Consider the following 21,709-nt stretch of genomic DNA (forward strand, 5'->3'; position numbering starts at 1 on the left):
GATGACTATTCTTTACAAAAACAATATTGAATTCAAAATTTCACCGAACGAGCATCCTTACCTCAACGGCGCATGGTCCCCCTGCCGCGAGGAAGTGGATGCGGTGGACATGGAAGTCATCGGAGAAATTCCAAAAGATATTTCCGGGATCTATGTCCGCAACACGGAGAACCCTGTCCGTGATGCCATCGGCATTTACCATCCGTTTGACGGCGATGGCATGATCCATGCCATGTCTTTCCATAATGGACAGGCCAAGTACTCGAACAGGCTCGTGCAGACCAAAGGTCTAAAGGCTGAACAGGAAGCTGGCCATGCCCTATGGACAGGAATCGCGGGCAATCCTGCGAAATCCGAACGCGAAGGATGGGGCGCTCGGGGGCGAATGAAAGACTCATCATCCACTGATGTTGTGGTTCATGGTGGGAACATATTGTCGACATTCTATATGTGCGGCGATGGCTACATTCTGGATCCGGAAACGCTAGAAACGACAGGCACCGCCGACTGGGTTCCCGAGGGAGGAATTTCAGCCCACCCAAAAGTCGACCTCGCAACTGGGGACCTGCTCTTTTTCAACTACGGAAAAGAGGCACCTTACATGCATTACGGCGTGGTCGGAGCAGACCAGAAGCTAAAGCACTATATTCCCATCGAGTTGCCCGGCGCGCGCCTTCCGCACGATATGGCCTTCACCCAGAATTATTCGATCCTGGTGGATCTGCCGCTCTTTTGGAACCCCGACCTGCTAAAGAAAGGCATTCACGCCAATCAGTATTATCCTGATTTACCGACCCGATTTGCCATTGTACCTCGGTTTGGAAATCCCAGCGAGATTCGGTGGTTCGAAGCCGCTCCCACTTATGTGCTTCACTGGATGAATGCGTGGGAAGAGGGAAATGAGATTGTGCTGGACGGATACTTCCAGGATGATCCAGACCCCGCCCCTCTGGACGTTCCGGGTCTGGACAAGAAATTCGGTAAATTGCTCGCAAACATAGACGAGCACTCTTTCAAACCGAAACTTCACCGTTGGCGATTTAATCTCGATACGGGCAAGACGACTGAAGAACGTCTCGATGATCGCATTCTGGAGTTCGGCTCGTTCAACCAGAACTATGCGGGCATCAAATCGCGCTATCTCTATTCCACCACGACAAAGCCAGGCTGGTTCCTTTTCAATGGATTGGTGAAACATGACATGGAAACGGGAGATTCCGACGCCTACATGCTGGAAGACGGACGCTACGCAAGCGAGTCTCCGTTTGTACCGCGCATCAACGCAAAGTCTGAAGATGACGGCTATCTGATCTCGTTCATCATCGATACGGTCAATGACAGGTCGGAGTGCATTCTTGTGGATGCGCAGAACGTATCAGCAGGACCCGTCTGTCGCATTATACTACCGCACCGCATCTCAAGCGGCACGCATGCGACGTGGGCAAATCGCGACGAACTCGTTACAGTATAAAACGTAATTATAAGGGACAGGTCAGCCTTTCACTGACACGACACCAAAGGAAACGCACCATGACGGCACCAGTCTACATTCTCGGCGGCACTCAAAGCGACTTCTCGCTAAATTGGACCCGCGACAACAAGAGCCTGTTCGATCTGTTTTCTGATACAGTACTGAAAGCTCTCGAGAAAACAGGACTGGACCCAAAAGACGTGGATGTTGGACATGTCGGGAACTTCGTAGCCGAACTGTTTACCGGCCAAGGCATGCTGGGCGGGTATTTCGGCCACGTACATCCCGATTTCTCGGGCATGCCTGCCTCACGTCATGAAGGGGCTTGCGCATCGGGATCGCTCGCAATTCTTGCGGCCATGTCAGACATTCAAAGCGGCCGCTACGGTCTCGCTTGTGTTGCCGGTATTGAGATGATGCGAAACGTTCATGGTGATCAAGCTGCGAAGAATTTGGGCGCGGCTGCCTGGGTCGGCCGTGAGGCACAAGGCCGCAAATATGTGTGGCCAGCGATGTTCTCTGACCTTTGCGACGAATATGAGCGTCGCTACGGACTGAACTATGACCACTTGATGGGCATTTCGAAAATCAATTTCGAGAACGGCCGTCGCAATCCAAACTCGCAAGCACGGAACTGGAAGTTCACGGACAAAAGCTTCACAGCTGACGATGAGGCCAATCCAGTTATTGACGGCTGGATGCGCCGGCAGGACTGCGGTCAGGTCACAGACGGCGCCGCAGTCGTTTTCCTCGCTTCGGAAGAACGCGCTCAACAGTACGCAAAAGAACGCGATATTGATATTGAGGAGCTTGCCGTAATACGAGGATGGGGTCATACGACCGCGCCGCTCATGATGGAAACGAAACTCGAAGAAAGCCGCGATCAGGACTACGTTCTACCTTGGACACGAAAAGCAATTACCGACGCTTACGCACGAGCTGGCATTTCCGGGGTTGAAGAAGTCGACGCAATTGAAACGCATGATTGCTTCTCGATCACCGAGTACATGGCTATCGAACATTTTGGAATTACAGCGCCCGGCGAAGCCTGGAAAGCCATTGAAGATGGCCGAATTGCCATGGACGGGTCGATCCCCGTCAATCCATCCGGCGGCCTCATCGGGCTCGGCCACCCCGTGGGAGCGACAGGTGTACGGATGATGCTGGATTCATACCGCCAGGTAACAGATCAAGCGGGCGACAATCAGGTTGAGGGAGCACGGACAATGGCAACCTTCAACGTGGGTGGTTCAGGAACCACGAACTGCTCCTTTGTCATCGGTACCGCCGAATAACTCCGCTCTACTTTCGGCAGCACAAAAGAGGTGAAAGTGATGGTGCGACCAGCATCGGAGACCCTTGCGGGCATAACCAGCAAGCTGACTATTCCCGCGATTTCGGCACCCATGTTTTTGGTGTCCGGTCCTGACCTAGTCAAGGAAACCTGCAACAATGGCGTTATCGGGGCGTTTCCGTTTCCCAATGCGCGCACGATCGCAACACTTGACGAGTGGCTGGATAATCTTGGACGCACACTGGGAGAGGAAGCGGCGCCATATGCCGTCAACCTGACAACCCACCGGTCATATGATCGTCTCGCCGACGAAATTGACCTGATCCGAAACCATAAACCCAAGATCGTCATCACCGCCTTGGGGGGACCAGACCCTGTTTTGGATGTGGTCCATGAATATGGCGGACTTGTCATCGCCGACGTCAACAGCCTCGACCATGCCCGCAAAGCCGCCGAGAAAGGCGTGGATGGCATGGCATTGGTTTCCGCGGGTGCTGGCGGGCACACCGGGGCAATGGCCGGTTTTGCCTTTGTGCCAGCCGTCCGTGAGTTCTTCGACGGCATCGTCATACTGGCCGGTTCAATCGGGACCGGGCGCGCAATCCGAGCAGCAGAAGTTCTGGGAGTTGACCTTTGCTACATTGGCACGAGCTTCATTGCGGCCGAGGAAAGTCTAGCTACACCAGAATACCGGGAAATGCTCGTCGCTGCGACCTACAATGATCTGGTATTGAGCAATTCACTGACCGGCGCGTATGCGAACTATTTAAAGCAAAGCCTGGATAAGATGGGCGTGAACTACGGTGGTCCCGCCAAAGCGGCATCAATGGATTTGTCGAACTCAGACAGCAAGATCAAGGCTTGGCGCGATGTTTGGTCAGCGGGCCATGGTGTTGGCAGCGTCCGTCAAATTGAACCTGCTGCAAAGATCATTGCCCGATTGAAATCAGAATACGAAGCGGCCGGTTCTGTCTGATCAGGCAGATGCTTCGAAAACCGGCCATCGCTCGACAATTTTACCATTCGAATAGACCGCGATATCTCCAAACTGCAAAAATACCGCCTCGCTCTGATGAGGCCTGAAAAACACAAATTCGTCCGGTGAAATTTCCAAATCTGATCCACCATTCAACATTTCCTGATTAGAGGATCGGCCGAAAGTCGAATTATATTCCAGTCCCGGCGGGTCGACCGGATCAGCCAACCAGTGGCCGCCATAAATGAACACTGTTTTGGCACTATTCGGGTTCCACGAACGCTGGATACCTTCAGCAAACTCCAGACCCGGCAGCACAGTCCGATCGAGTGATTTCACAACGGGTGTCGCAATAAAACTTGCCGGCAAATGCGGCTCAAGCAAATCCGTGTCAAAGTGCGTTGGCTTCACCAAACACGACCCTGCAGACACTTCATTCGCCAGGGACGTGTCCTGATAATAGCGGTAGGTAGGGCTGCCAGCGGCGTTTCGAGTAATCGCTGCCAACTCATCACCCGAAAATACTTCAGCCGCCAAGCTGAGACAGTTGCTATATGTCTCCCATGCGGCTCGCTTAGCACGATCTCGCCAGCCCAAAGTAGTGGGCAAAGACGGTAGATGCGGTTCGTAGCCCATGAATCCTGAGAAACTCAAACTTGGATCGGCCTTTAGCACCTCCAAAGTTCGGCGTAACTCCTCGCCTGGCGTAAAGCCGCCTCTGTGCAACCCGACATCTATTTCCAGATTGATCCGAAAGGTACGATCTAGTCCGCTTGCAAGCTCGCGATACTGCTCCAGACGAACTGGAGTATCTATAAGCCATTGCACCTGATCAGCTGCAGCCCCATTCTCCGGCGGGAGTTCGGAGAAATATGTCCTAACCGCCGCTATGGGCAGCGGCTTACCGAGCAGCTGATCCGCATCCGGCATATGTGCACTCAAAGCGTTCAGCATTGGCTGATTAAATGTCATCAGCCGGTCAGTCCCAGTTCGATTGCAAATGTGCGATAACAGATCAAGTGATGGCAGTGACTTTGCGACTATTCGGTATCCCATCCCATTGGGGAGATGAGTCAGCAACGTATCGATATTCGCATCAAGCCGCTCCAGATCTATGACCAGTGTGGGCGTGCCAATGCCTTCCCTTGCCAAAGCATCCTGCATATCGAGGAAGTATTTTTCTCGGCGCCCACTCTTGTCCCTTGGTCGCTGTGTCATACCTGCCACCCCTACTACACCCACACCTGCAATTATCAGCTGACGTCTGCTGACAGAGAAACGTCTTTCACCTTCAGGCATCAAACTGTTCCCCAAAGATATTCGCTAGATGCGGGTTCAAGAACTTTCCATTGGGATCGAGCTCTCTTCTCAAGGCTCTGAACTGTTCAAAGGCCGGATACAGGCTCGCAAAATCTTCATATCCCAGGGAATGATGCTTGCCCCAATGCGGCCGCCCGCCACGGGCCAGATACAAGGGTTGAAAGTCTTTGAAAAAATAGCCGTAGCGTTCGTCCGCAGCAGCATGAATGGCAATCGACGCCCGGGGACCTCCTTGAAAAGGGCTGAGCCATGCGCTGTCGGAGGCGATGTGACGATACTCAACCGGCCAATAAGCCTCGCCTTTTCGATCCAGCATTCGAACGACGTCCTTTACAGTACGGGGGCCTTCCTGACGCGGAAGATGGAACTCCATTTCGTTGAACCGGATCGGCCGAGTGGTCGCCAACAATTCGTGTGACCATCCAACATAATCCTCAATGAGTCCTGTGGGCAGGTTTGCTTGGGCAATCCGCTTCCTGAGCCAAGGCGCCCAACCCAGTTGGTCCCTCAATTGTTTCAACGCGTCCATCGTCTCGTCATCATCGCTCTCCGCAGCTTCCGTCACCGGCTTGTCGGTTTCGTCGTGCGTGATCGACAGCGCCAAACCGGTACCAGGCAGATAGAAGAACTCGAAATTCCGATGGCGTGCTGCGCGTTCCTCAATAGTGTCGAGCAGATCATCAATTTTTTCGACAATTGCCTGGCGACGCAACTTGAAAGCCGGGACAGTTCGCAGCTTGTACTCGGTGATCACGCCGAGTGCGCCGAGGGACACCTTCCCCGCTTCAAAAAGCTCAGGGGTGATTTCTCTTGAAACATTCAGAACGTCGCCATTCGGCGACACAATGCGAAATGCGGTGATGTTGTCATGGAGCGCCGGCAAGTTTTCGCCGGTTCCGTGCGTCGCCGTTGAAAATGCGCCTGCAAGCGTCTGCACATCCACATCTGGCAGATTGTCGAAAGCCCGGCCTCTCTCGGCCAAAGCTTGGCAAGCCTCAAAGATAAGCGTGCCAGAGCCAAACGTCGCCTCCCCTGTCTGATCGTCGAATGCCTTGAGGCCACTCAGATAATTGGTCTGCAGGATGTAGCCATCCGTTGGAGCCAAAGCCGTGAAAGAATGCCCGCTGCCTGCGGGTCTGACGCGGTGCGGGCTGTCGCGGACAAACGCGGCAAGCTCGTTTTCGTTTACAGGCAACACCAGGTCGCGCGGTGTCGCTTTTTGTGCGCCCGACCAATTCATCCAGCCAACGCGCCCATCCGGCGCGACAGGTAGCGACGGATCATACCCCTCTTGTGCGAAGTTCTTCCCATTCCAATGCAGCTTTTGCGCTGCTGGTACGCCAACAGCTGCCGCTGCCACACCGCCGCCGACCAGCAGGGATCTTCTTGATAATCTCATGACGCTCCTCCAAACGGTAGCCTATGCTACTCTTATTCTGAGTCAATTTGGCTGCTTGTAACGACCTGCTTAAATCCTTGCTTCAAAGGCGCATCGAGGCGCTAGAATGCGATATCCTCTTGAAAATTCGCCGAACCCCCAGAAGAGTCTAAGTAACTCCGAAGTTATCACCAAGAGTAGATTGTTCCGTGCCAACAAATTCCGACAAGCCTGTTCCAAAGCAAGCGCGCTCAAAAGAAACTTACGAGAAGATTCTGGCGGCCTCCCAGGAATTGCTGACTGAATCCGGAATTGAGGGATTCAATTCAAACGCAATTGTCGAACGAGCTGGCATGACACCGCCCGCATTTTATCGATGGTTTCCAAACAAGTACGCAATTCTGGAGGAATTGGCGTCTCGTTTCATGCACGCGCAGAATGTGGTTACGCAACAACATCTGAAAGCGTTTGACATGGGCAATACAACCATTGCCGAAACTATTCGGCGCTCACTAGACGAATCTGTCGAGGTGAGCGCGTCATTTGTGGGCAGTCATGCGATAATGGTGTGTATGCGTGCCATCCCTTCGCTTAGCGAAATTCGGCTAAAGTCCCACGAAGCGATCACGAATGCCCTGGCCACACGTATGGTGGAAGTCGGTCTCGCTCCATCCAAAGAGGCGGTCGAAACCAGGTGCCGGCTTGTTGTGGAACTCGGCTATGCAGCAATCGAGTTGGTTTTCGAAACCGGTTTGGAAAATCGCAAGGAAATCGTGGAGCGCACAACCGCTGCATGCACTGCCGCGCTTGGACTGTAATTACACTCGCTGATTGGCTTGAATCATAAAGCCATCGCCGGTTGGAGATATCCGCAAAAACTGACCGCCCTGGCCACATCTCACGATCGGTCAGCAAGTCTAGGGTTGTTGAGATCACCCACTCGGAGAATGTGAGGCATGACGACTCTCGGCAACATTTGATTAACCTTGATCTTCAAGATGCACACTTCGAATTGGTGTTCAGACATCATGCGCTTCCCCGAATTTCGAACTCTGCAAAGGCCGAACATTTATGCCAGCTGCCAAGCAATCAGTCTCCTTCGTCACGTTCCCGCTGGCCCAAATCATTGCGCGTGATCTCGGCGTGCGAGAGGCGCAGGTTGAGTCAACAATTACCCTGATCGAAGAAGGCGCGACTATCCCGTTCATTGCGAGATATCGCAAGGAGCGCACCGGTGGTCTCGACGATACGCAATTGCGGAAACTCGCTGAACGCTATGAGTACCTCACAGAGCTACAAGCGCGCCGGGAAACGATCCTCACGTCAATCTCGGATCAAGGTAAACTGACGCCCGCGCTTGAGCGAGCGCTTTTGTCCGCGGAAACCAAAGTGGAGTTGGAAGACCTCTACCGTCCCTACAAACCGAAACGGCGAACCAAAGCAACAATCGCCCGTGAACAAGGGCTCGAGCCACTCGCTGAAAAACTCCTGGCCGGCGCGGGAAATCCAGAGCGCCTCGCTGCGTCGTTTGTAGATCCAGCAAAAGAGGTCATCTCAAGCGCTGCAGCACTGGAAGGCGCGCGTGACATTCTGATTGAACGCATGGCGGAAACACCGAACCTCGCGCGACACGCTCGAGAATCGGTTTGGAAAGCAGGCGAACTGAGCTCCCGATTGGTGAAAGGCAAAGAAGCGGACAAGTTTCGAGACTATGCCGACTTTGCTGAGCCGCTTGAAAAAATGCCATCCCATCGCGCGCTCGCCATGCTGCGCGGCGAAAAGGAAGGTATTCTCAAAGTTGGTGTCGGTATCCAGTCGCGAAAAGCAGAAACGCCTCGCGAAGTTATCACCCGAATCTGCAAGGAGTTCGGGATTAATGCGTCCGGCAGCGCTGGCGCCAAATGGTTGCAGGAGACAGCTGAAAAAGCCTGGTCAACCAAACTCGCAAAATCGGGCGCGTCAGACTCCCTCGCCCGTTTGAAATCCAGAGCTGAAGCCGAAGCTATTCAAGTTTTTTCCAGCAATCTCAGAGACCTGCTTCTCGCGGCACCCGCTGGCAAGAAAACCGTTATGGGCATTGACCCGGGCATTCGAACAGGGTGCAAGATCGCCGTTATCGATGCGACGGGCAAACTGCTCGAAACTGCCACGATCTACCCTCATGCCCCACGAAATGATCGCGAAGGCGCACTCAAGACTCTCAGGGAGTTGGCGGCTCGCCACCGCGTAGACCTGGTTGGAGTTGGAAATGGCACGGCGGGGCGCGAGACCGACGCCTTGGTCAGTGATCTCGCAAAGTCTACACCAGACCTAAAACTTGCGAGCCTGATGGTTTCGGAAGCCGGCGCATCAGTCTACTCCGCGTCCCAGCTCGCGGCAGACGAGTTCCCCGAGCTTGATGTCAGCTTGCGCGGAGCAGTCTCCATCGCCCGCCGCCTACAGGATCCACTCGCAGAATTGGTCAAGATCGAGCCAAAGGCCATTGGTGTGGGTCAATACCAGCATGATGTCGATCAGAGCGCGCTCACCCGCTCACTGGGGGCTGTCGTGGAGGATTGCGTGAATGCGGTCGGCGTTGACGTGAACACCGCCTCAGCACCCCTGCTCACCCATGTATCAGGACTCAATGCAACGCTTGCTGGAAACATTGTGGCATTTCGCAACGAGAACGGTCCGTTCAAGACGCGGAAACAATTGAAAAAGGTTCCGCGGATGGGCGCCAAGAGCTTTGAGCAATCGGCTGGCTTTCTTCGGATTGTCGGCGGCACGGACCCGCTTGATGGTTCTGCGGTCCACCCCGAATCCTATCCGCTTGTGGAGCGTATCGCGAAAGCAACTGGCAACTCGATCAAGTCACTGATCGGCAACACATCCGTCCTCTCACAAATAAACCCGGCAGATTTTGCAGACGAAACTTTCGGAGTTCCCACAGTCCGAGACGTCATCGCCGAACTCGAAAAGCCAGGACGCGACCCACGTCCGGATTTTCAAACGGCAACTTTCAAAGACGGCGTCAATGAAATCAAGGATCTGTCCCAGGGAATGCAGCTCGAAGGTGTGGTTACCAATGTGACAGCCTTTGGCGCCTTCGTGGATATCGGCGTCCACCAAGATGGTCTCGTCCACATATCTCAGCTTTCGGATTCTTTCGTCGAAAACCCTCGAGACGTGGTGAAAGCTGGCGACATTGTTCGCGTGCGAGTTCTGGACATCGATATCGACCAGAAGCGCATTAGCCTGAGCATGAAGTCATCGACAGAGGCGGCTCGAAAAGCGCCCAGCCGTCCAAAGGAACGCACACGCAATAAAGTCGAACCACATGCCAAGAAGTCGCGTGAGGCCAGCAGTCCATTCGATGTGCTGAATTCGCTGAAGCGCTGAGGCTCGAAACGCTTGAGACGGGCCTGTTCTATGCCTCATTCGACCGTTGTCTCGAAGAATTTGACCGCTCAACCGAACTCAGGGGCTTGCGATCATGTTGGGGTTTCTCTAGACCCCGTATTCCGCGCTGGAGAGGTGGCCGAGTGGCTGAAGGCGCGCCCCTGCTAAGGGCGTATACGTTAACGCGTATCGAGGGTTCGAATCCCTTCCTCTCCGCCACCCGTCTTGCTCAACCCATAAAGCAGACCGTCGAATTGAACCCATCTCTCGGCTGAAACCTTCTGATTTCGTGGAGGATTGTTGGCACTGTTTCTGAGTTCCGAGCCTTAGCGCGAGTGCACTTCGGTCGGCTCCAGGTGTCGATACCTATGGCGAGCATCTTGAGGTGTGGTAGTCTGCGCTGCCAAGTTCCAGCAAGTGCCTGATCCAATGACCGAATATTTCAAACCCATTCCGTTCGAGCTATTCAAGACCGATAAAAAGGCCTTCGGCGATGCGCTTTGCCAGTCTTTCCGCGAGACAGGGTTTGCCGTCGTGTCCGGCCATACTGTGGACCAAGGCATTATCGACCGTAATCTGGACGCCACCAAGGCGTTCTTTGCCCTGCCAGACGCCACCAAACTGGCCTATGATGGCCGCGCAGGCGGTGGCCAGCGTGGATACACCGCTTTCGGAACTGAGAACGCCAAGGGCAATGCTCACGCGGACCTGAAGGAATTCTGGCATACAGGGCGCGACCTGCCGGATGACAGCCCTTATCGCGACACGATGGCCGACACGCCGAGCGTATCTGAAATTCCAGAATTCGACGACGCGACCCGCGCACTCTTTGCAGCACTGGACGAGATGGGGCGGGAGATTCTGGAGGGTGTTGCGCTGCACCTTGGCCTCGCGGAGAACTGGTTCGACGACAAGGTCAATTTTGGTAACTCAATCCTGCGCCTGCTCCACTATCCACCACAGCAGACCCCACCACCAGAAGGCACGGTCCGCGCAGGGGCTCACGAAGACATCAACGTCATCACATTGTTACTGGGTGCTGAGGAGGCCGGACTTCAGGCACTACACCGGTCTGGCGAATGGCTCGACGTGAACCCACCCGCTGGAGCTCTGGTTATCAATTGCGGAGACATGCTGCAAAGACTAACGGGCGGCGTCTTGCCATCCACGACCCATCGCGTGCTGAATCCCTCACCCGAGCGCGCGAGATTCCCGCGATACTCCACCCCCTTCTTCCTTCATTTCAATCAGGACTATTTAATTGAAGCTCTGCCTGGGTGCGTCGCAGAAGGTGGCAAGGCTCAGCCCGCGATCACAGCGCAGGATTACCTTATGGAACGTCTTCGCGAGATCGGACTGGTCAAAGCATAGTGATCGACTGCTCCTGAGCTCTTTGGCGTTACTCGCGCTCAACCAGCTCACCACGCAAATGTTAACGTTGACATCGCTCGCGCCTACCCCAATGATTGCGCTAACTTAATCGCGACAAACGCGAAGATTCTGGGGAGGAATATATGACCGAGGCGTCAGCGGGCTCGCGCCCAAAGCTATTGTTTGCTCTACTCTCAGGCACTCTTGTTGCGTCAGCTTGCGCTTCATCTTCGATCGCGCCGTCGCGGGCCGCGTCCACTTCGATCGAGGAGGAATCTCAGTCCAAGTGCGCGCCAAACCCAAGTCTGACGAATGCGTCTCAGAGGGTGCAATCGCTCGTGTCGCAGATGACATTGGACGAGAAACTGGGTCAGCTGAACCAGGCTGCCGGTGGGCGCAGCAAATCTCTCAATTCAAAACTTACGTCGGACGAACTCGAAAAGGTGCGCCGGGGTGAAATTGGGTCCTATCTCCATGTCGCTGGCGCCGAGCCTCTTGGAGAGCTTCAAAAAGTCGCTGTCGAAGAGAGCCGGCTCGGCATCCCGTTGCTGTTCGCGATGGATGTCGTCCACGGCTATCGCACGATATTCCCGGTCCCCTTGGCTATGGCAGCAAGCTGGGAGCCGGAGCTCTGGGAAAAAGCCGCCCGAATTTCAGCGGATGAAGCATCAGCCTCTGGTCTTCATTGGACGTTTGCACCGATGATCGACATCTCCAGAGACCCGCGTTGGGGGCGCATCGTGGAAGGTGCAGGCGCCGACCCATATCTGGGATCCCGAATGGCAGTTGCTCAGGTCCAAGGATATCAAGGGGAAGACCTTTCCAACTCAACGACCATTCTTGCCGCAACGAAACATTTCGGCGCCTACGGTGCCCCAACTGGTGGACGGGACTACGGATCGGCTGACATAAGCGAACAGAGCCTGATGGAGGTCTATCTTCCCCCTTTCTATGCCGCGACGAAAGCTGGCACTGGCTCAATGATGACCGCATTCAACGACATCGCCGGCGTCCCATCCACGGCGAATGAATACCTGATTGATGACGTGTTGCGCGCAGAGTGGGGTTTCGATGGGATGATCGTGTCCGACTGGAATGCTGTAGCAGAATTGATCAATCATGGAGTTGCCGAAACAGAGGAGCAGGCTGGCACGCTTGCACTTCAGGCAGGCGTAGACATGGACATGACCAGCATGGTCCTGCCAACGAAAATCAAAGCTGCGGTTCAGTCTGATGCGTGTCTGGCGCATGATCTTGATGCCGCCGTGGCGCGCATCCTTACCACAAAAGAGCGGCTTGGCCTTTTTGATACGCCGATGGCCTATCACAACCCGGAACGTGAAAAGACGACTCTGTTGAAAGACGAATTCCGGCGTGCCGCCCGCCATGCTGCCGTCAAATCCATGGTGCTCCTGAAGAATGAGAAGCAGACCCTGCCCCTCTCCAGCTCACCTCAAACTATCGCTGTGATTGGCGGGTTGGCCGAAGACAAATTGACTCAGCTCGGTTCATGGCGTGCGCAAGGCAAGACGGATGACGTGGTTTCATTGCTGGAAGGCCTGCAACGAAATGCGCCGAGCGGCACGACTGTCACCTATGCGGCCGGCACGCATCCTTCGTCCGAAAGCCCTGGAGCGATCCAACAAGCAGTCGATACGGCGATGGATGCTGATCAGGTACTCTTGGTCATTGGGGAAGACTTTGATCTTTCTGGCGAAGCGCGCAGTCGGTCCGATATTGCGCTTCCACCCAGTCAGTCGGAATTGGCTCAGGCCATATTCGCAACAGGAAAGCCCGTGACAGTCATCCTGGTGACGGGGCGTCCATTGGCCCTTGAAGATGAAGTGGCAGCTGCAGACGCCGTTCTGAACACATGGATGCTGGGCGTCGAAGCTGGCAATGCGTTGGCTGATGTTGTCTGGGGCAACACTTCACCCGCAGGAAGGTTGCCGATCGAGTTCCCGCGCAGAACCGGTGCAGTGCCTCACACATATTCGGAGTATCCAGGTGGACGGCCAGCGGACCCTGATCTGTCGAAAGACACCAACCGATTCATGGATATTCCAATCACACCACTATTCCCGTTTGGTCACGGTCTCAGCTATTCCAGTTTCGACTATAGCGATCTCCAGAGTTCCGTTTTCGAGGATGGACAGATCGAGTTAAGCACTACGATCACGAACATCGGCGATGTCGACGCAGACGAAGTTGTACAACTCTACATGCGTGACCCATTGGCAACCATCGCGAGACCCAAACACGAACTGCGAGGATTCACGCGCGTCTCCATTCCTGCTGGCGAGAGCCGCCAGGTCTCCTTCACAGTCTCACCAGATCAAACCGCGCTCTATCGTGTTGGCTCAGGCTGGGTGGTCGAACCCGGCCAGATTGATTTCATGATTGGTGCATCCGCGGAAGATATCCGTAGCAAGACCAGCGTCACGCTCACACATGATCGCTCGACTGGAATTCCAGCGAGCGCCATCGAAACAGGAATCCGCATCAAATGACCCAGTCACGTCGCACCTTTTTAGGGACTGCAGCAGCCACCGCTCTTCTCTCTGCCTGCGGAACAATGTCGAACCGAGTCGTGCGCACATCTGAGCATATCGAAGTTTTTGACCCGGCCGCACTGGACCTCATTGACGCAAACGCACCTTTGGAGTCGCTTGCATCAGGATATGGCTGGAGCGAAGGCCCCGTCTGGGACCGCCAACGCGACTGCCTTTATTTTACGGACGTCCCCGGCAATATTGCATGGCGATGGTCCGAAGCGGACGGTGCAACCAAACTCCTAGATCCGTCTGGTGTTGCTCGCGATGCGGCCACTGGATTCCGGGAACCAGGTGCAAATGGATTGGCAATGTCAAAAGATGGCAGCCTGCTGATCTGCAATCATGGCAAGCGTGCCATCGAGAAAATGAATCTGGAAACAGGTCACCGCACAATCCTCGCCCGAACGTACAACAACAAAGCCTTTAACAGCCCCAATGATATTGTAGAAGCGGATGATGGAAGCTTGTACTTTACAGATCCGCCCTATGGCCTTGAAGGCCTCGACGCCTCCCCCCTAAAGGAGCAAAATTTCAATGGGGTATACCATCTGCAACCGGATGGACGTGTTACGCGTCTGATCGAAACACTGACCTTTCCCAACGGAATCGCGCTGTCTCCAGATGGTAGTACGCTTTACGTGAGCCAGTCTGACCCAGACGCTCCAATCTTGATGCGCATGTCGCCTGACGGATCAAATGCTGCCGTATTATTTGACGCCAGTCCCTACATGTCAGACACGGCTCCTGGCTTGCCCGATGGTATGGCCGTGACGAAGACCGGCCACATTTTTACCACCGGCCCCGGTGGAGTGTTTGTGCTATCCCCAGAGGGAAAGCCGCTCGCACGGATAAAGACCGGTAAGGCAACAGCGAACTGCTGCTTCGGTGGCCGCGATGGGCAGACACTGTATATGACAGCGCACGACACTTTGATGCGGATCAGAACAAAATCAGTCGGCCTTCCATGGAGCTGACAGAAGCCCTTTTCGCCTACCGGCCAGTACTTGCCACCGGGTTCGGAATCGCCGCCCTGCTCGCGCTGATTTTGCGGGCCAGAATGAACGCTTTCGCAGCCCTCCTGCTCGTCAGCATTTTCAGCGCGCTTGCGGCTGGCATGGCCCCGAACGATGCGTTTGAGACCTTGTCCAAGGGTATGGGAGGCACGCTTGGCTTCATCGCAACCGTAATCGGGCTCGGGGCCCTGTTCGGCGCAATTCTCCAAGCCTCTGGCGCACTTGACGCGCTGGCGTCAAAACTCTCAAGCCAATCCAGTTTCAAGTCCAATCAATGGAAGATCGCAGGCATCGGCTTGCTTGCATCTACGCCTGTCTTCTTTGATGTTGCCCTGATCATCCTTGCACCACTCATTCTGACCATGGCGCACGACCGACTTAAGCCGGCCATGTCATTGGGCTTGCCCCTGATGGCAGGACTTGCCGTCGGACACGCCTTCCTACCCCCGACACCAGGCCCAATCGCAATTGCGGAACTCATCGGCGCTGAATTGGGTTGGGTGATCCTTTTCGGTGCGATTGTCGGCGGAATAGCGCTGGCGGTATCAGGCCCGCTCTTCACTGCTTATCTCGACCGGCGCAGCCGGATACCGATAGGTGCCCCAGCTTTTGATTTCGAGACAAATACAGATCATTCTGAAGAAGAAAAGCCGAAGCCTGGCAGAGCTATCATACTGATAACTCTTCCCTTGGTCCTGATCCTGCTGGGCACACTCGCGAACGTACTCCAAGATGGTCTATTGAAATATCTACTCGAAATTATCGGGCATCCATTCAGCGCACTCCTGATCGCCTGCGGAGCATCCTGGTGGTTGCTTCACCCAAGAACACCGCAAGGCCGAAAACTTTTGTCCGACGCTTTGGCGCGCTCTTTTGAGCCAACTGGAGCCGTCATTCTGGTGACGGGTGCTGGCGGAGCTTTCAAACAAGTTCTTGTTGACACTGGCGCTGGTGAACAAATCGCAAATGCAGCCCTCGGTGTTGGATTTGGACCGCTACTTGCGGGTTACGTTCTGGCTGTCATCCTGAGGCTCGCTCAAGGCAGCTCAACCGTTGCGATGATCACATCTGCTGGCCTCACTGCGCCGATTGTTGCAATGGCAGACCTCACGGCCCCGCAATTGGGGCTCGTAGCCATCGCGATCGCCGCAGGCGCTACAACTGGGAGCCATGTCAACGATAGCGGCTTTTGGCTCGTGGGTCGTGTTTTTGGTATCACGCCTGGCGAAACGCTCCGCACATGGACGGTCTCCACCACATTGATAAGCGTGGTGGGATTTCTCATGTGCGTATTACTATATGCGAGCTTATCGCTCTTTTGATCAGATCAACCCAGCAAGTGGTGAACTGGGATCAGCGTACATCTTCTTCGGCATGCGGCCGGCTAGATACGCATCACGGCCTGCGATCACCGCATGCTTCATCGCGTTTGCCATGCGGATAGGATCCTTGGCAGCCGCGATAGCAGTGTTCATCAGAACGCCATCGCAGCCCAGTTCCATTGCAAATGCTGCGTCAGATGCGGTGCCGACTCCTGCATCAACGATCACCGGCACACGTGTTTGTTCGACGATCAGTCGGATATTGACTGGGTTCATGATTCCCAGTCCGGACCCAATCAGACTGCCAAGCGGCATGATCGCGCAGCATCCTGCATCTTCCAGCATCTTGGCATAAACAGGATCGTCCGAGCAGTAGACCATTACTTCAAAGCCATCGGCAATGAGCGCCTTTGCGGCCTCAAGCGTCTCCGGCATGTTGGGATAGAGTGTTTTCTGATCCGCCAGCACTTCCAGCTTCACGAGATTCCATCCGCCCGCCTCGCGCGCCAGGCGCAGCGTGCGCACTGCTTCATCCGCTGTATAGCAGCCAGCTGTGTTCGGCAGATACGTGAACTCATCCGGCTTCACGAAGTCCGTTAAGCGCTCTTCATTCGGGTTCGACAAATTCACCCGCCGCAGAGCAACGGTAACGATCTCTGCGCCAGCAGCTCGCGCGGCATCGGCATTCTGCTGATAGGACGCATACTTGCCCGTGCCGACAATCAGGCGGGAATTGTAGGTCTTGCCGGCAATCGTGAGTGAATCTGTCAAAGGTCTGGCCTTGTTTGAGAAGTTACTGAAGCGGTGAGCATAGCCGAAGCGAGTTGATGCCTCAGCCGCCGCCAACGAATTGTACAACTTCTATACGGTCACCAGCTTCGATGACAGTTGTGGCGTGCTCCGATTTAGGGACGATTTCAAGATTGCGCTCAATCGCAATCCCGCGCGGATCGCGCCCTGACTCGCCTGACAGTTGAAGTACCAACATCGCCAGAGTTGTCCCAGCCTCGACTTCTCGTGACTCGCCATTGACTGTAATGAGCATTCGCGTTTTCTCCGTTCATCGCCCCCCTTGCCTTGCTAGGCATTCCAGCGCAAGACGGAAGACTATGTCGAAGCCCGTATATGTCCTCGGAGGTCCCAACCTCAACCTGCTCGGTTCACGAGAGCCGGAAATCTACGGGCGTGATACGCTCGCGGACATCCATGCGCGGCTGGAAGCGCAAGCTGAAGGTACGGCATTGATTCTACGCCAGACGAATCACGAAGGCGAACTGGTGGACTGGATTCAGGAAGGTTCCGAAAAAGGATCGGCTATTATTCTGAATGCAGCGGCATATACGCATACCTCTATTGCGCTTCACGACGCGCTCAAGGCATGCAAAGTCCCTGTAATTGAAGTCCATTTGTCAAATCCTGCCGCGCGAGAAGCGTTTCGGCAGGTGAATTATGTTTCCCCCGCCGTGAAGGCCACGATTGCAGGCCTCGGTGCCTATGGTTATGAGCTGGCGCTTAAGGCGGCAAAGACCCTTACGGGCCAATAAGAGACCTGACATCCCATGAGCACTACGAAGAACAAGCTGGATACCGGCCTCGTCCGGGAACTCGCGGCCATTTTGCGGGAAGCAGACCTTGGCGAAGTTGAAGTCGAACACGAAGGCCTTCGCATTCGTGTCAGCAAGCCAGCAGCCCCGGTAGTTCAGGCCGCCGTTGCCGCACCTGCACCGGTTGCTGCACCTGCACCGGCGGCGGCTCCCGCAGCCGCCGATGCACCAGCTGCTGCACCTGCCGCTTCGGACAACGCAATCAAATCACCAATGGTCGGCACGGTATACCTGTCGCCAGAACCTGGCGCGAAACAGTTCGTCGCCGTTGGCGACAAAGTCAAAAAGGGCGACACGCTGCTGCTCGTCGAAGCGATGAAGACCTTCAACCCGGTCGAAGCCGACAAGGCTGGCACTGTGAAGGAAATTTACGTTAGCGATGCCCAGCCTGTCGAATATGGCGAAGCTCTTATTCTGATTGAGTAATATGGCCGACCAACCTGCTATCAATAAGGTTCTCATCGCCAATCGCGGTGAGATTGCGCTGCGGATTCACCGCGCTTGCAAGGAAATGGGACTGTCCACAGTGGTGGTCCATTCCGAAGCAGACAGTGACGCGATGGCTGTTCGCCTCGCTGATGAAAGTGTTTGTATCGGTCCCGCCCCATCATCCGAAAGCTATTTGAAGAAATCTCAGATTCTGGCGGCGGCGGAGATTACCGGCGCTGATGCGATTCACCCGGGCTATGGCTTCCTGTCTGAGAACGCGCAATTCGCGGAAATGGTCGAAGCACATGGGCTCGCCTTCATCGGCCCGACTGCCGAACACATTCGTATCATGGGCGACAAGATTGCCGCCAAACAGGCGATGATTGACGCTGGCGTTCCATGCGTGCCCGGCTCGGATGGCGCGGTTTCTTCGATTGCCGAAGCCAAAAAGGCGGCCAAGAAGATCGGCTTCCCGGTTCTCGTCAAAGCTTCTGCTGGTGGCGGCGGACGCGGCATGAAGCTCGCGAAGACCGAAGCAGATCTGGAAAACGCTGTCCGTACGGCGAAAACAGAGGCGAAGGCGGCCTTTGGCGACGACGCAGTGTATCTGGAAAAGTATCTTCAAGGGCCGCGCCACATCGAAGTGCAGATCATTGCTGACACACACGGGAATGTCGCACATCTATGGGAACGCGACTGCTCCCTGCAGCGTCGCAACCAGAAAGTCTTTGAAGAAGCCCCTTCTCCGGAACTGAACCAGGCTCAGCGTGAAGAAATTGGCGGTATCTGCGCTCGGGCGATGGAAAAGCTGGGCTATCGTGGCGCGGGGACGATCGAGTTCTTGTACGAAGATGGCAAATTCTATTTCATCGAAATGAATACGCGGCTTCAGGTCGAACATCCGGTCACCGAGATGATCACGGGAATCGACTTGGTGCGCGAACAGATCCGAATTGCTGAAGGCAAGAAACTTTCTTTCAGCCAGGAAGACGTGATGCTCGTCGGGCACGCCATCGAGTGCCGCATCAATGCTGAACATCCGGAAACCTTCATCCCGTCACCCGGACTGATCACAGACTTTCATGCCCCAGGTGGTCCAGATGTTCGTTTGGATAGTGCAGCTTATTCCGGCTACCGGATTCCGCCGCATTACGACTCGCTTATCGGCAAGCTAATCGTCCACGGTCGGACCCGCCGCGAGTGCATCATGCGTCTTCGTCGCGCCCTTCAGGAAATGGTTGTCGGAGGCGTGTTCACGACGTTGGATCTGCATCGGAAACTGGTCGAAAATGAAGATGTTCTGGCAGGTGAGTACAACATCCACTGGCTTGAGAAGTTTCTGGAAAATCAGAAAACGTAACGAACACTAGCATTTTTCTCTTTTGACGTTTCGGAAGTCTCGTCAGTGGGTAGACATCGCTGTTCGTGCAGGCTCATATTGCGAACATGTCTCAACGATTCAGCACCACGGACCTGCTAGCCTGCTATCGCCGGGGAATTTTCCCAATGGGCGATGCACGTAACGATCCGAATCTGTTCCTTGTTGATCCGGACATGCGTGGGATCATTCCCCTGGATGAGTTCCACATCCCAAAGCGGTTGCTCAGAACGGTAAAGAAGCAGCCTTTCAAAGTCACAGTCGACCAAGCTTTTACACGCGTTATGGAAATGTGCGCTGAAAGCGCCAAGGGCCGGGAGAGCACCTGGATCAACTCTCCTATCCTGAACCTCTACAGCTCCCTCCATCACGAAGGGCACGCTCATTCCATTGAGTGCTGGGATGGAGAGGACCTAGTAGGCGGGCTGTACGGCGTGGCGCTCGGCGGCGCTTTCTTCGGTGAGAGCATGTTTTCGCGCGCGACTGACGCGTCGAAAATCGCACTCGTGCATCTCGTCGCCCACCTCCTTGAAGATGGTTTCGTGCTGCTCGACGCGCAGTTTCACAATCCCCACCTGGAACAATTCGGATTGGTCGAAATCCCGAGACAGGAGTTCAAGAAACTGCTGAAGGAAGCCCTGACAATTGACGCGACATTCTATTCGAAGTCTGCCTCATCCTCAGCGGAGCGCGGCTCGAGCTTTACCGGCTCAGGTGCAGCACAGCGGATCACCCAAACATCGTAAACCGGGTGCTCCAACGCGCTGAGGCCGGGAGAAGACGCGTACATCCAGCCCGAGAACAGCTCTGGGTTCTCTTCGCTGACTGTCTCCACATCTTCAGCGTCAACTGCAGCTTCCATGGTTTCGACCGCAACAGGCTGTGTAGACGCAATCTTCAGGAATGCAGCACTCTCCGGCGCCTCTTCTGGCGGCGTCTGATAGCAAACCTGCAGCTCGACCTTGAGAGATCCGAATACGACCGGTTCGCCAACTTTCACGTCAATGTCTGTCGAACGTCCGGTAATCTTGTCGAGCGCCCTCAGGGTAGCCGTATCCTTCTGGACAAATGTAGCCGCGTGCGCCGCACCAAGTATCAATCCGGCGATCGCCGAGGCCGCCAGCACGTGCCGCATCATTCGAAATCTCCCGCAGGATAGGGATCGTCAGCATCTGCTGATGACTCAGACTCTTCTGAGCCTCCATCACCGCTTCCTGAAGCGAAAGATGCAAACAAGGTCAGCAAGTCGACGCTGCCACGCGTGTATTTGATCTCGCCTGAGCCATCTTGCGGAATATTGTCAAAACTGCCGCCCGGCTCGAGCGCGACATAGGCGCCGCCCAGCAAGCCGTCCGTGGAAACACGAGCGTCGGTGTCCTCTGGCAACGCCCATTTCTCATCAAGGCTCATGCGAACAACCGCCTCAAAACGTTCCGGGTCGCCCTCGACGCTTTTGACGATACCGGCTTTTACGCCGGCAATGCGAACGTCGGTGCCGCGCGAAATGCCCGAAACATTGTTGAAGCGCGCGGCCACCTCATATTGATCGCCCTGCGCTTGAGCGTCGCCGCCGCGATCAAGGGCAAACCAGAGAAACGTACCGGCTACACCAACAACTGCAGCGCCGATCAGGGTTTCAAAGAGTGATTCACGCATCCGGTGTCCATGCCTCGTAATCGCCTGTCGCCTTCTGTCGCGCCATGCCGGTGGAAAGGCTTCCTTTTGGCTTGGTCGCGTATGGCGTGCCAGTCATGTTCGGCTTGTGATCGGTCTCCCAGTCACGCCGGGTCAAAGGAGACTTGGTTGGCGGCTCATCGATCGTGTGGTGCAACCAGCCATGCCAATCGGCGGGAACTTTCGATGGCTCCGCCAGTCCCTTGTACATAACATACCGGCGCTTGCGCCCTTCGAGAGACGGTTTGCGCTCCTCGAAATAGCGATTGCCATACTCGTCGGTACCAACATAACCCGACCGCCGCTTGATATCGAAAGCCGCTCCGAGCGTGTTGCCGCTCCACCAAGTGAAAATCTGTTTCAGCATCGTGAGGATGTCCTGACCTGTCTTGTTGGCCGCAATATGGCGCTATCCGGGCAAGTAATCCATACGGCAGCCGCAGGCAATGCGCCGCACAATAATATGATCAGCGCAACCACTTTTGCGGCTTGAAAGCTTGATACCACATTCCGGAACCGTCACGCTTTCCTGAGTGATTCGCT

At 55.1% G+C, this 21,709-nt stretch carries 20 protein-coding genes and 1 tRNA gene; 14 read left to right on the forward strand and 7 right to left on the reverse strand.

Translation table 11 applies throughout. The annotated features are described in order from the left end of the window. Position 1 precedes the first annotated feature (1 nt). From HY36_RS10325 to HY36_RS10335, 3 genes are read left to right on the forward strand one after another with little or no spacing between them, the layout of a single operon-like run. Positions 2–1,471 carry a carotenoid oxygenase family protein gene (locus tag HY36_RS10325; RefSeq protein ID WP_035552181.1) on the forward strand — a complete coding sequence of 490 codons (1,470 nt, stop codon included), beginning with the start codon at positions 2–4 and terminating at the stop codon, positions 1,469–1,471. Between the two features lie 59 nt (positions 1,472–1,530). Next, positions 1,531–2,766 (forward strand): acetyl-CoA acetyltransferase, encoded by a 1,236-nt coding sequence (locus HY36_RS10330; protein ID WP_035552184.1) that lies wholly within the window; start codon positions 1,531–1,533, stop codon positions 2,764–2,766. 39 nt (positions 2,767–2,805) lie between these two features. Continuing rightward, positions 2,806–3,741: an NAD(P)H-dependent flavin oxidoreductase gene (locus HY36_RS10335; protein ID WP_035552187.1), complete on the forward strand. Its 936-nt coding sequence runs from the start codon at positions 2,806–2,808 to the stop codon at positions 3,739–3,741. Here HY36_RS10335 and HY36_RS10340 read toward each other — a convergent pair whose 3' ends face one another. Both HY36_RS10340 and HY36_RS10345 read right to left on the reverse strand, forming a co-directional pair. Beyond that, positions 3,742–5,040: a DSD1 family PLP-dependent enzyme gene (locus HY36_RS10340; protein ID WP_035552191.1), complete on the reverse strand. Its 1,299-nt coding sequence runs from the start codon at positions 5,038–5,040 to the stop codon at positions 3,742–3,744. Next, a complete protein-coding gene (locus tag HY36_RS10345; RefSeq protein WP_035552194.1) occupies positions 5,033–6,460 on the reverse strand; it encodes a D-arabinono-1,4-lactone oxidase in 1,428 nt (475 codons plus the stop codon). Before HY36_RS10345 ends, HY36_RS10340 begins: the two co-directional genes overlap by 8 nt. A gap of 188 nt (positions 6,461–6,648) precedes the next feature. Here HY36_RS10345 and HY36_RS10350 point away from each other — a divergent pair, with 188 nt between their 5' ends. The 7 genes from HY36_RS10350 to HY36_RS10380 all read left to right on the forward strand — a co-directional run bounded on the left by HY36_RS10350 (position 6,649) and on the right by HY36_RS10380 (position 16,081). Next, the gene (locus tag HY36_RS10350; protein WP_051602693.1) at positions 6,649–7,257 is read left to right on the forward strand and encodes a TetR/AcrR family transcriptional regulator; all 609 of its coding nucleotides are present in this window, start codon (positions 6,649–6,651) and stop codon (positions 7,255–7,257) included. A 253-nt stretch (positions 7,258–7,510) separates the two neighbouring features. Then, a complete protein-coding gene (locus HY36_RS10355; protein ID WP_051602694.1) occupies positions 7,511–9,820 on the forward strand; it encodes a Tex family protein in 2,310 nt (769 codons plus the stop codon). A 129-nt stretch (positions 9,821–9,949) separates the two neighbouring features. After that, positions 9,950–10,039, forward strand: a tRNA-Ser gene (locus HY36_RS10360). Positions 10,040–10,249: 210 nt separating this feature from the next. Then, entirely contained in the window at positions 10,250–11,191 is a 942-nt protein-coding gene (locus HY36_RS10365) for an isopenicillin N synthase family dioxygenase (protein WP_035552197.1), read from the forward strand. Positions 11,192–11,334: 143 nt separating this feature from the next. After that, positions 11,335–13,701 (forward strand): beta-glucosidase BglX, encoded by a 2,367-nt coding sequence (gene bglX / locus HY36_RS10370; protein ID WP_051602695.1) that lies wholly within the window; start codon positions 11,335–11,337, stop codon positions 13,699–13,701. Next, on the forward strand, positions 13,698–14,720 hold the full coding sequence (locus tag HY36_RS10375) for an SMP-30/gluconolactonase/LRE family protein (RefSeq protein WP_035552199.1): 1,023 nt from the start codon (positions 13,698–13,700) through the stop codon (positions 14,718–14,720). The genes bglX and HY36_RS10375 overlap by 4 nt, the downstream gene beginning before the upstream one ends. Then, positions 14,711–16,081 carry a GntP family permease gene (locus HY36_RS10380; RefSeq protein ID WP_035552202.1) on the forward strand — a complete coding sequence of 457 codons (1,371 nt, stop codon included), beginning with the start codon at positions 14,711–14,713 and terminating at the stop codon, positions 16,079–16,081. The genes HY36_RS10375 and HY36_RS10380 overlap by 10 nt, the downstream gene beginning before the upstream one ends. On the opposite strand, the gene HY36_RS10385 is transcribed toward HY36_RS10380, so the two are convergent. After that, entirely contained in the window at positions 16,082–16,852 is a 771-nt protein-coding gene (locus tag HY36_RS10385) for a thiazole synthase (RefSeq protein WP_035552204.1), read from the reverse strand. A 61-nt stretch (positions 16,853–16,913) separates the two neighbouring features. Further along, positions 16,914–17,126: a sulfur carrier protein ThiS gene (gene thiS, locus HY36_RS10390; protein ID WP_035552207.1), complete on the reverse strand. Its 213-nt coding sequence runs from the start codon at positions 17,124–17,126 to the stop codon at positions 16,914–16,916. Between the two features lie 64 nt (positions 17,127–17,190). Between thiS and HY36_RS10395 the strand changes: the two genes are divergently transcribed. The 4 genes from HY36_RS10395 (at position 17,191) to aat (ending at position 20,238) form a co-directional block, all read left to right on the forward strand. Further along, positions 17,191–17,625 (forward strand): type II 3-dehydroquinate dehydratase, encoded by a 435-nt coding sequence (locus HY36_RS10395; RefSeq protein WP_035552210.1) that lies wholly within the window; start codon positions 17,191–17,193, stop codon positions 17,623–17,625. A 15-nt stretch (positions 17,626–17,640) separates the two neighbouring features. Beyond that, the gene (gene accB, locus HY36_RS10400) at positions 17,641–18,111 is read left to right on the forward strand and encodes an acetyl-CoA carboxylase biotin carboxyl carrier protein (RefSeq protein WP_035552212.1); all 471 of its coding nucleotides are present in this window, start codon (positions 17,641–17,643) and stop codon (positions 18,109–18,111) included. A gap of 1 nt (position 18,112) precedes the next feature. Next, positions 18,113–19,474, forward strand: coding sequence for an acetyl-CoA carboxylase biotin carboxylase subunit (gene accC / locus HY36_RS10405; RefSeq protein ID WP_035552215.1), 1,362 nt, complete (start codon positions 18,113–18,115; stop codon positions 19,472–19,474). Between the two features lie 86 nt (positions 19,475–19,560). After that, on the forward strand, positions 19,561–20,238 hold the full coding sequence (aat, locus tag HY36_RS18160) for a leucyl/phenylalanyl-tRNA--protein transferase (protein WP_081806148.1): 678 nt from the start codon (positions 19,561–19,563) through the stop codon (positions 20,236–20,238). Here the strand turns inward: aat and HY36_RS10415 are convergent. From HY36_RS10415 to HY36_RS10425, 3 genes are read right to left on the reverse strand one after another with little or no spacing between them, the layout of a single operon-like run. Beyond that, positions 20,151–20,630 (reverse strand): DUF2155 domain-containing protein, encoded by a 480-nt coding sequence (locus HY36_RS10415; RefSeq protein ID WP_051602697.1) that lies wholly within the window; start codon positions 20,628–20,630, stop codon positions 20,151–20,153. The genes aat and HY36_RS10415 overlap by 88 nt on opposite strands. After that, positions 20,627–21,148, reverse strand: coding sequence for an outer membrane lipid asymmetry maintenance protein MlaD (locus tag HY36_RS10420; protein ID WP_035552220.1), 522 nt, complete (start codon positions 21,146–21,148; stop codon positions 20,627–20,629). The genes HY36_RS10415 and HY36_RS10420 overlap by 4 nt, the downstream gene beginning before the upstream one ends. Further along, a complete protein-coding gene (locus tag HY36_RS10425; protein WP_035552224.1) occupies positions 21,141–21,533 on the reverse strand; it encodes an NADH:ubiquinone oxidoreductase subunit NDUFA12 in 393 nt (130 codons plus the stop codon). The genes HY36_RS10420 and HY36_RS10425 overlap by 8 nt, the downstream gene beginning before the upstream one ends. Between the last annotated feature and the right edge of the window lie 176 nt (positions 21,534–21,709).

The sequence above is a fragment of the Hyphomonas atlantica corrig. genome (assembly GCF_000682715.1).
In the GTDB taxonomy this organism is placed as follows: Bacteria; Pseudomonadota; Alphaproteobacteria; order Caulobacterales; family Hyphomonadaceae; genus Hyphomonas; species Hyphomonas atlantica.

Coding starts and splice junctions, on each gene's coding strand:
- HY36_RS10325 (WP_035552181.1), top strand. CDS start 2: ATGACTATTCTTTACAAAAACAATATTGAATTCAAAATTTCACCGAAC.
- HY36_RS10375 (WP_035552199.1), top strand. CDS start 13,698: ATGACCCAGTCACGTCGCACCTTTTTAGGGACTGCAGCAGCCACCGCT.
- thiS (WP_035552207.1), bottom strand. CDS start 17,126: ATGCTCATTACAGTCAATGGCGAGTCACGAGAAGTCGAGGCTGGGACA.
- HY36_RS10425 (WP_035552224.1), bottom strand. CDS start 21,533: ATGCTGAAACAGATTTTCACTTGGTGGAGCGGCAACACGCTCGGAGCG.
- accC (WP_035552215.1), top strand. CDS start 18,113: ATGGCCGACCAACCTGCTATCAATAAGGTTCTCATCGCCAATCGCGGT.
- HY36_RS10365 (WP_035552197.1), top strand. CDS start 10,250: ATGACCGAATATTTCAAACCCATTCCGTTCGAGCTATTCAAGACCGAT.
- HY36_RS10345 (WP_035552194.1), bottom strand. CDS start 6,460: ATGAGATTATCAAGAAGATCCCTGCTGGTCGGCGGCGGTGTGGCAGCG.
- HY36_RS10335 (WP_035552187.1), top strand. CDS start 2,806: ATGGTGCGACCAGCATCGGAGACCCTTGCGGGCATAACCAGCAAGCTG.
- accB (WP_035552212.1), top strand. CDS start 17,641: ATGAGCACTACGAAGAACAAGCTGGATACCGGCCTCGTCCGGGAACTC.
- HY36_RS10355 (WP_051602694.1), top strand. CDS start 7,511: ATGCCAGCTGCCAAGCAATCAGTCTCCTTCGTCACGTTCCCGCTGGCC.
- aat (WP_081806148.1), top strand. CDS start 19,561: ATGTCTCAACGATTCAGCACCACGGACCTGCTAGCCTGCTATCGCCGG.
- bglX (WP_051602695.1), top strand. CDS start 11,335: ATGACCGAGGCGTCAGCGGGCTCGCGCCCAAAGCTATTGTTTGCTCTA.
- HY36_RS10330 (WP_035552184.1), top strand. CDS start 1,531: ATGACGGCACCAGTCTACATTCTCGGCGGCACTCAAAGCGACTTCTCG.
- HY36_RS10415 (WP_051602697.1), bottom strand. CDS start 20,630: ATGATGCGGCACGTGCTGGCGGCCTCGGCGATCGCCGGATTGATACTT.
- HY36_RS10380 (WP_035552202.1), top strand. CDS start 14,711: ATGGAGCTGACAGAAGCCCTTTTCGCCTACCGGCCAGTACTTGCCACC.
- HY36_RS10395 (WP_035552210.1), top strand. CDS start 17,191: ATGTCGAAGCCCGTATATGTCCTCGGAGGTCCCAACCTCAACCTGCTC.
- HY36_RS10420 (WP_035552220.1), bottom strand. CDS start 21,148: ATGCGTGAATCACTCTTTGAAACCCTGATCGGCGCTGCAGTTGTTGGT.
- HY36_RS10340 (WP_035552191.1), bottom strand. CDS start 5,040: ATGCCTGAAGGTGAAAGACGTTTCTCTGTCAGCAGACGTCAGCTGATA.